An 8607-nucleotide genomic window follows, 5' to 3' on the forward strand; every position below is an offset into this window, starting at 1 on the left:
TGGATTGGATGTGGGCACAGAAAAGGCGGTTGCCACCCCAGTAGCCGATCCACAAGCTGCAATGGCACAAAACTTACACGATGCGGCCCGCAGTGTGGCCAGTGCGTTAACGGAGTTGATTGATATAGCTAACTCCAAGCCCTCTGCAGTAGCAATATCAGTGAGTCGTTCCGACTTGGTTACACCCACGGTGACTGAGATCGCCTCCTCGGGTTTGATTTTGTCCTCTAAACCAAAGACTAAATTGTTACAGCGTCAAGATACCCGGAACATTAACGCTCATTTGAATGTAAGTGCTAATAAGGTAATCGAAAACAATGAGTTGGATGTGGGCAAAGAGAAGGCGGTTGCCACTCTAGTAGCTGACCGGAAGGTCGTAACGGCACAAAACTTACACGATGCGGCCCGCAGTGTGGCCAGTGAGTTAACAGAGTTGATTGACATAGCTAACCTCAAACCCTCTGCAGTAGCAACGCCTGCAAGTCACGTTACACCCACTGTCACTGAAAGCACTCTATCTCATTTGGCTTCGTCCAACGTTCAACGATCATTGATCAGAAATTTGGAAAATGAGGTGTCAATGAGTCGCACAAGACCGCTTGAAAAAAACAAAGGAACACGTTGATGCAGCCGACCATTGAGCAAAAAGTGATGGCTGTTTTGCAGTGCAGTCTCATGATAGATGATCGTCCGATAACACCCGACTCTCTGTTGGTTGATTTGAGTGCTGACTCATTAGCACTGATGGATATGATATTGATTCTCGGGGATGTGTTCGAGATTGAGATAGAGATTGACTCTCTGGTAGGGGTTCACACAGTCGAGGATCTGTGCCAGATGTTGCATCGTCGACTGGCCTAAACTTTTGCTGTGGTCTAAATCCATAAAAAAGGCATTCATCATGAATGCCTTTTTATCTGTTATATCACCTGTAGCACCCTAAACGCGCAGTATTTACCTTCAGAATATCTAAAAGAGTATCTCTGATGTAACAATGGCGCAGAGCATCACACGTTAAACAGGAAGTTCATAATATCGCCATCTTTAACGATATAATCTTTACCTTCAGCACGCATCTTACCGGCTTCTTTAGCACCTTGCTCACCACGGTATTTGATGAAATCATCAAACGCGATAGTTTGCGCACGGATAAAACCTTTCTCGAAGTCAGTGTGGATTTTACCCGCAGCTTGTGGCGCGGTATCACCCACAGAGATAGTCCATGCACGTACTTCTTTCACACCCGCGGTGAAGTAGGTTTGCAGGTTCAGCAGCTCATAACCGGCACGAATTACGCGGTTCAGGCCCGGCTCTTCAATACCTAGCTCGGCCATAAACTCCGCTTTATCCTCTTCTTCCAGCTCTGCGATATCCGCTTCAATCGCCGCGCAGACAGCAACCACGACAGAACCTTCAGCAACAGCGATTTCGCGCACTTTATCCAAATATGGATTGTTCTCAAAACCATCTTCATTGACGTTAGCAATGTACATGGTTGGTTTGAGCGTCAGGAAGCTGAGGTACTTGATTGCCGCTTTTTCTTCGTTGCTTAAATCAAGTGTACGCAGCATCTGGGCATTTTCCAGATGTGGCAGACACTTGGTCAGCACTTCCTGCTCCAGTTTCGCGTCTTTATCGCCACCTTTAGCACGCTTTTGTACACGTTGCAGTGCACGTTCACAGGCTTCAAGGTCTGACAGCGCCAGTTCAGTATTGATCACATCGATATCATCTGCTGGGTCAACCTGACCTGCAACGTGAATGATGTTGTCATTTTCAAAACAGCGAACAACGTGGCCGATAGCTTCGGTTTCACGGATATTGGCCAAAAACTGGTTGCCCAGACCTTCACCTTTTGACGCACCCTTTACCAAACCCGCAATGTCGACAAACTCCATTGTGGTCGGTACGGTGCGCTGAGGATTAATGATCTCAGCAAGCTGATCAAGGCGCGGATCAGGCATAGGAACAACGCCCGTATTCGGCTCAATGGTGCAGAACGGGAAGTTTGCTGCTTCGATACCCGCTTTGGTCAGGGCGTTGAACAGGGTAGATTTACCAACGTTTGGCAGACCCACAATGCCGCATTTGAATCCCATGATGTAATTACCTTCTACACTCAAAATATCATGCACAAAAAGGTGCAATGTAAACTCTGTATTATACCACAGCTTTGGCGGTAGTTTTGTATCCTACAATATTGCAGTGATGATGAACGGCACCGCGCTATTTATTGGCTTTAAAGCTGTGCAGGCGGTTCATTGCTGCCAGCATATCATTTTGTAACAGCACTTCTGTGCAGCGAACAGCTTCATCAATAGCGTCATCAATTAATGTTTGTTCTGCCGCTTGTGGCCGGCCCAGTACAAAACCGGTGACTTTATTTTTATCTCCTGGATGACCAATGCCAAGGCGTAGCCGGTGGAAGTTAGGGTTATTACCCAACTTACTGGCAATATCTTTCAGACCATTATGGCCGCCGTTACCGCCACCCAGTTTAAATTTAGCCACGCCAGGCGGCAGGTCTAACTCATCGTGTGCAACCAAAATTTCATCGGGGTTAATACGATAAAAACTGGCCATTGCTGCAACCGCTTTGCCGCTTAAATTCATAAACGTGGTGGGTACAAGCAAGCGGACATCATGCCCGTGCAGTTGCAGACGGCCGGTGTAACCAAAAAATTTAGCCTCTTCTTTCATGCTGCAATTGTAACGGCGACACAACAGATCAACATACCATGCCCCTGCATTGTGGCGGGTTGCGGCATATTCAGCGCCGGGATTGGCAAGGCCAACCACCAGTTTAATCGTACTCATGGCGTTCTCATGGTTAACAATAAGGGAAAAGAGATTTTGCGGGATAACCGAAAATACCGCACATTTTAACCTTGTCGCGGCAGAATAACAAAAGGCACCGTTGAAGGTGCCTTTGTGTGGGATAGAGTGGTGCTCTGCAATCGCTTGTTAAGCTTGGATATTGGGCAGATTAATGCTCAAACATCGCAGAAATTGACTCTTCATTGCTAATGCGGCGAATCGCTTCGGCCAGCATGCCGGAGAGAGTCAGTACACGGACTTTATCCAGTGCTTTGAACTCAGGCGTCAGAGGAATACTGTCTGTGACAACCACTTCATCAATCATTGAGTTCTTGATGTTGTCGATAGCCGTGCCGGAGAAAACCGGATGTGTTGCGTAAGCAAATACACGTTTTGCTCCACGCTCTTTCAGCGCTTCTGCCGCTTTACACAGCGTGCCGCCGGTGTCGATCATATCATCGACCAGAATGCAGTCACGGCCATTAACATCACCGATGATGTGCATAACTTGAGAGACGTTCGCGCGTGGGCGACGCTTATCAATGATAGCCATATCGGTATCATTGAGCAGTTTTGCGATGGCACGGGCACGTACAACACCACCGATATCCGGAGATACGACAACTGGGCTGGCCAGATTCTTAGACAGGATATCTTCCAGCAGCACAGGGCTACCAAAAACGTTATCAACCGGTACGTCAAAGAAACCTTGGATTTGCTCGGCGTGCAGATCAACGGTCAGAACACGGTCAACACCGACGTTAGACAGGAAATCGGCCACGACTTTCGCGGTGATAGGTACACGCGCAGAACGTACACGACGATCCTGACGAGCGTAACCAAAGTAAGGGATAACCGCAGTAATACGACCTGCCGAAGCACGGCGCAGTGCGTCAACCATAACGACCAGTTCCATCAAGTTGTCATTGGTCGGGGCACAGGTTGATTGGATGATGAAAATATCACCACCACGCACGTTTTCGTTAATTTGTACACATACTTCGCCGTCACTAAAACGACTCACAGTAGCGTCGCCAAGAGAGATGTACAAACGGTCAGCGATGCGTTGTGCCAGTTCCGGCGTTGCGTTACCAGCAAAAAGCTTCATGTCGGGCACGAGAAGAACCTCAGGCTTGCGTCAGGATACGGAGGTGAATCTGGCGGTTTGTCTAGAACATCATGTATACGGTGTTCTAGGTGGATGTGCCGTTCAGATTCGATCAGTGAATCATTATCAACGTTAACGGGGTCAGCCATTAACCTTTTACTTTACTTAAATCATGGGTGCTGATGATGTATCGTCAAAAAACATGCCTGCCTGCATGAGCGGCGAAACATTCATGCCTTTGGCAACAAAACCATGCAAACCCTCAGGAGCAATATTCAGAACGTTACGCGCCTTCGTTTCGGAATCAAATTCAGCGAAGACACACGCACCGGTTCCGGTTAGTCGAGTCGGTGCGTATTGTAACAGCCAAGAAATAAGGTGTTCAACCTCACGAAAACGTTTTCTTGCCACATTTTCGCAATCGTTTTCGTAGGGAGTGTTCATTAGGGTCGTCAGATCGCGTTTTGGTGTGTTGCGGGTGAGATCCGGATCACTGAAAATGGCGGCAGTAGGAATACTGATTTCAGGATGAATCACGGTGTACCATTTCTCTTCGGGGTAGCAATCATAAAGTTGTTCACCCACACCTTCGGCAAATGCCGCATGTCCGTGCACAAAAACCGGAACATCAGCGCCCAGTTGCAGACCCAGTTTTTCCAAGTCAGCGCGTGAGCAGCCCGTTTTCCACAAATGATTTAACGCCACCAACGTGGTCGCCGCATTTGATGATCCGCCACCAAGCCCACCACCCATCGGCAATATTTTTTGCAATTCAATATCAGCGCCGAGTGTACAACCGGTATGCTGCTGCAATAATCGCGCGGCACGAACAATTAAATTGTCTTCGTGCGGTACATGCTCAATGGCAGGGGTGAGGTGAATTTGCCCGTCTTTACGGCAGCTAAACCATAAGGTGTCACCGTAGTCGAGAAATTGGAACAGGGTTTGCAGATCGTGGTATCCGTCGGCACGTTGGCCGTTGATATACAGAAATAAATTTAATTTGGCCGGAGAGGGGCACTGTAAGCGCGACTCCGGCGAACTCTCAGAGTATCCAGTCATCAATCTTAAGTCTGATCCGTTGATTTCCCTGTAAAAGCTCCATATCGGTAGGCAGTACAGGTTGTGTTTGCAGGTCATAGCGCTTGTAGTGCATGGTCCACTCGCCGGTTGGCGTGGCATGTTGCAACTGGCTAATGCGCTGATCCGTTAACGTGTACGTATCTCCGGTACCAGGAACGCCCAAAATCCAGTGGCGCAGGTTATCAACGGGAATTTGCATACCTGTCAGTCTGGCAATTAATTCAGCGCCGTCTGGCCCTGAGTAGAGTTTACCGTCGCCATCTTTGAGTTGGGTGCTGTTGGGCTGCCCGATAATCTCAAGCGCAGTATTTCCCAAAGGATTGAGCAGTAACAGACGATAATGCTGAGGATCTGTCTGTTGCAGGAAAAAACGGGCCGACTGGCGACGTTCTGGGGTAATGTAGGCAAATGCCCCGCGCACTTGATAGCGCTGCAATTTCTCTAACTGTGCGACATGCTCAGCCCAGCTGATCGGTGGTTGCGTGCCTACCGGCGGAGGGGTTACACACGCTGTTAACAGCAGTGTTATCGCCACAGGAAGCAATCGTGTATAAAAAGATTTATGCATGATTGTCATAAAAAGTCAGTCAGGCGTGCAGTATAACGAAATTTGTGTTTTCCGACTAGCCATTCATGGTGCTTTGCGTATACACCGGGTGTGATTGCTTTAATTGATCCGCGTCATCAAGTAGAATAGCCGCCATAATTTTCAGTGTATTATAAACTTGGTTTGACTAACTTGGCATGAGCTTGCTTGCTCTCGGAATTAATCATAAAACAGCCCCTGTCTCACTGCGTGAAAAAGTGGCGTTCTCTCCCGAAAAAATGGAGCCAGCTCATCAGAGTTTGGCTGCGCACCCTGCTGTGCGTAGCGTTGTCATTTTATCTACTTGTAACCGCACTGAGCTGTACTTAAGCCTGAATAACAAGATTGAGAACAGTGCTGAGGCAGCCGCACAGCTAACCGCATGGTTGTGTGAGTTTCACCAAATTTCTGCCGAGCAAGTTAAAGAGTGCCTCTATTTCCACTATGAACAACATGCCGTTACCCATTTAATGCGCGTTGCTTGTGGGTTAGATTCGCTTGTGTTGGGTGAGCCACAAATTTTAGGGCAGGTTAAACAGGCTTATGCGCAAGCAAAAGCGCAGTTATCCCCAGATCTTGATCGCTTGTTCCAAAAAACATTTTCGGTAGCCAAACGGGTACGCACTGAAACGGAAATTGGCAGTAGTGCGGTATCAGTCGCATTTGCCGCCTGTACGCTGGCAAGGCAAATTTTTGAGCATCTATCCACCCTAACGGTATTGCTTGTTGGGGCCGGAGAGACTATTGAGCTGGTGGCACGCCATTTAAAAGAGCACGGCGTACAACGTTTGATGATAGCAAACCGTACCCGCGAACGTGCGCAGGCACTGGCCGATGAAGTTCAAGCTGAAGTGCTAACGCTGCCGCAGATCCCCGAGCATTTGATGTATGCCGATATTGTCATCAGTTCAACGGCCAGCCCGCTGCCGATTATAGGGAAAGGTATGGTCGAAAGCGCGTTAAAAGCACGTCGCCATCAGCCAATGTTATTTGTGGATATTGCAGTACCGCGTGATATTGAGGAAGAGGTGGGCAATTTATACGATGCCTACCTTTATACAGTAGATGATCTGCACGCGATTATTGAGCGAAATCTGGCGCTGCGCAAAGCCGCGGCAGTAGAAGCTGAAGATATTGTGAAGGAAGATACGGCGCTGTTTATGCAGTGGTTGCGTTCGCAAACAGCCGTAGATTCTATTCGTGAATACCGTTCGCAAGCTGAGTTAACACGGCAGGCGTTGCTGGAAAAAGCACTGTTGGCACTGCGTAATGGTGCTGATGCTGAAGATATTTTGGTTGAGTTTGGAAATAAACTGACTAACCGCTTAATTCATGCTCCTACCCGAGCGCTGCAAAGTGCAGCTAGACAGGGTGATTTGGAGCGTTTGGCTATATTGCGTAGCAGCCTTGGGCTGGACGTATAAAGACCATTTTCTTACGTATTCTTACGGGATAATCTTTTCCTATGAAGCCTTCTATTGTTGCCAAGTTAGAGGCGCTGCTTGAGCGCCATGAAGAAGTTCAGGCGATGCTCGGTGAGCCGAGCATTATCACTGATCAAAATCGTTTTCGCGCATTGTCAAAAGAGTATGCTCAGCTGACTGATGTCACCACCTGTTTTCGTGCATGGATGCAGGCGCAAGAAGATCTGATCACGGCACAAGAGTTGCTTGATGATCCAGAAATGCGTGATATGGCGCAAGATGAGATTGGTGAAGCGAAAGCGGTTATCGAAACGCTGGAACAAGATTTGCAGCTGTTGCTGTTGCCAAAAGATCCGAACGATGAGCGCAACTGCTATTTAGAGATCCGCGCCGGTGCAGGCGGCGATGAAGCGGCAATTTTTGCCGGTGATTTGTTCCGTATGTACAGCCGTTTTGCAGAAGCACGCCGCTGGCGGGTGGAAGTGATCAGTTTTAATGATGGCGAGCACGGTGGTTATAAAGAGATGATTGCCAAGATCTCGGGCGAGGGTGTTTACGGCGTGCTGAAGTTTGAGTCAGGCGGCCACCGTGTGCAGCGCGTTCCGGCTACCGAGTCACAGGGGCGTATTCATACGTCGGCCTGTACCATTGCGATTTTGCCAGAAGTTCCCGAGGCAGAGCTGTCGGAAATTAATCCATCTGATCTGAAAATTGATACTTTCCGTTCATCGGGCGCGGGTGGGCAGCACGTGAACACCACTGATTCGGCAATCCGAATTACACACTTACCCACCGGTATTGTGGTTGAGTGTCAAGATGAGCGTTCACAACATAAGAATAAAGCAAAAGCCTTGTCGGTGTTGGTGTCACGTATTCGTGCTGCCGAAGAGGAAAAACGTCATCAGGAAGAGGCGTCAACCCGCCGTAACCTGTTGGGGTCTGGTGATCGTTCAGATCGTATCCGCACTTATAACTACCCGCAAAGCCGTGTTACCGATCACCGCATCAACTTAACGCTGTATCGTCTGGAAGAGGCGATGGAAGGCAAGTTAGATATGCTGATCCAGCCTATTGTACAGGAATATCAAGCCGATCAGCTGGCTGCGCTGTCAGATCAGGAGTGATCGGGGTGATGAGAGCCGATCAATGGCTGGCGCAAGCTGGTGAGTGTTTAGCTGCGGGGGGCAGTGAAAGCCCGCACCGTGATGCACAGGTGTTGTTTTGCCATGTCACTGGCAAAAACCGCAGCTATATACTGGCATTTCCCGAATATTTGCTTTCGGAAGAGCACCAGCAGACGCTGGCATTGTTGCTTGAGCGAAGATTACAAGGTGAGCCGATAGCATATATCGTGGGCGAGCGTGAGTTCTGGTCATTGCCGTTGGAAGTTTCTGCTGCAACCTTGATCCCGCGTCCGGATACCGAGCGTTTGGTCGAAGTGGCACTGACACTGTTGCCTGACTCCCCATGCGCGCTGTTAGATCTGGGCACCGGTACGGGCGCGATTGCCTTAGCATTAGCCAGTGAACGGCCAGATTGCCGAGTGTTAGGGGTTGATTTACACCCTGATGCCGTGACACTGGCCACCC

The 8607-nt window shown here is 48.9% G+C and carries 10 protein-coding genes; 5 read left to right on the top strand and 5 right to left on the bottom strand.

Translation table 11 applies throughout. The features are described from left to right. Window positions 1-625, top strand: a 625-nt coding sequence (locus ACRC27_RS12095; protein WP_438639984.1) for a hypothetical protein, incomplete at its 5' end; no start/stop codon positions are given. Further along, complete coding sequence (locus ACRC27_RS12100; protein WP_438622867.1) at window positions 625-861, top strand: phosphopantetheine-binding protein; 237 nt, start codon at window positions 625-627, stop codon at window positions 859-861. The genes ACRC27_RS12095 and ACRC27_RS12100, both read left to right, overlap by 1 nt. Window positions 862-1007: 146 nt before the next feature. Here the strand turns inward: ACRC27_RS12100 and ychF are convergent, their stop codons facing one another. The 5 genes from ychF to lolB all read right to left on the bottom strand — a co-directional run bounded on the left by ychF (window position 1008) and on the right by lolB (window position 5543). Further along, window positions 1008-2099 carry a redox-regulated ATPase YchF gene (gene ychF, locus ACRC27_RS12105; protein WP_438622866.1) on the bottom strand — a complete coding sequence of 364 codons (1092 nt, stop codon included), beginning with the start codon at window positions 2097-2099 and terminating at the stop codon, window positions 1008-1010. A 127-nt stretch (window positions 2100-2226) separates the two neighbouring features. After that, window positions 2227-2817, bottom strand: coding sequence for an aminoacyl-tRNA hydrolase (pth, locus tag ACRC27_RS12110; protein WP_438622865.1), 591 nt, complete (start codon window positions 2815-2817; stop codon window positions 2227-2229). A 169-nt stretch (window positions 2818-2986) separates the two neighbouring features. Next, the gene (locus ACRC27_RS12115; protein ID WP_438622864.1) at window positions 2987-3934 is read right to left on the bottom strand and encodes a ribose-phosphate pyrophosphokinase; all 948 of its coding nucleotides are present in this window, start codon (window positions 3932-3934) and stop codon (window positions 2987-2989) included. A gap of 156 nt (window positions 3935-4090) precedes the next feature. Then, on the bottom strand, window positions 4091-4987 hold the full coding sequence (gene ispE, locus ACRC27_RS12120) for a 4-(cytidine 5'-diphospho)-2-C-methyl-D-erythritol kinase (protein WP_438639985.1): 897 nt from the start codon (window positions 4985-4987) through the stop codon (window positions 4091-4093). Then, window positions 4971-5543, bottom strand: coding sequence for a lipoprotein insertase outer membrane protein LolB (gene lolB / locus ACRC27_RS12125; RefSeq protein ID WP_438622862.1), 573 nt, complete (start codon window positions 5541-5543; stop codon window positions 4971-4973). The genes ispE and lolB overlap by 17 nt, the downstream gene beginning before the upstream one ends. Window positions 5544-5752: 209 nt before the next feature. Here lolB and hemA point away from each other — a divergent pair, with 209 nt between their 5' ends. From hemA to ACRC27_RS12140, 3 genes are all read left to right on the top strand, one after another. Beyond that, the gene (gene hemA, locus ACRC27_RS12130; protein WP_438622861.1) at window positions 5753-7018 is read left to right on the top strand and encodes a glutamyl-tRNA reductase; all 1266 of its coding nucleotides are present in this window, start codon (window positions 5753-5755) and stop codon (window positions 7016-7018) included. A 41-nt stretch (window positions 7019-7059) separates the two neighbouring features. Beyond that, window positions 7060-8142 carry a peptide chain release factor 1 gene (gene prfA / locus ACRC27_RS12135; protein ID WP_438622860.1) on the top strand — a complete coding sequence of 361 codons (1083 nt, stop codon included), beginning with the start codon at window positions 7060-7062 and terminating at the stop codon, window positions 8140-8142. An 8-nt stretch (window positions 8143-8150) separates the two neighbouring features. Continuing rightward, on the top strand, window positions 8151-8607 hold a 457-nt coding region (locus tag ACRC27_RS12140; RefSeq protein ID WP_438639986.1), incomplete at its 3' end, for a N5-glutamine methyltransferase family protein.

The organism is Plesiomonas sp., assembly GCF_051650925.1.
In the GTDB taxonomy this organism is placed as follows: domain Bacteria; phylum Pseudomonadota; class Gammaproteobacteria; order Enterobacterales; family CAMTGL01; genus Plesiomonas.

Bases quoted from the DNA above. Each gene is read 5' to 3' on its own strand.
- ACRC27_RS12100 (WP_438622867.1), top strand. From the start codon at position 625: ATGCAGCCGACCATTGAGCAAAAAGTGATGGCTGTTTTGCAGTGCAGT.
- ychF (WP_438622866.1), bottom strand. From the start codon at position 2,099: ATGGGATTCAAATGCGGCATTGTGGGTCTGCCAAACGTTGGTAAATCT.
- pth (WP_438622865.1), bottom strand. From the start codon at position 2,817: ATGAGTACGATTAAACTGGTGGTTGGCCTTGCCAATCCCGGCGCTGAA.
- ispE (WP_438639985.1), bottom strand. From the start codon at position 4,987: ATGACTGGATACTCTGAGAGTTCGCCGGAGTCGCGCTTACAGTGCCCC.
- hemA (WP_438622861.1), top strand. From the start codon at position 5,753: ATGAGCTTGCTTGCTCTCGGAATTAATCATAAAACAGCCCCTGTCTCA.
- prfA (WP_438622860.1), top strand. From the start codon at position 7,060: ATGAAGCCTTCTATTGTTGCCAAGTTAGAGGCGCTGCTTGAGCGCCAT.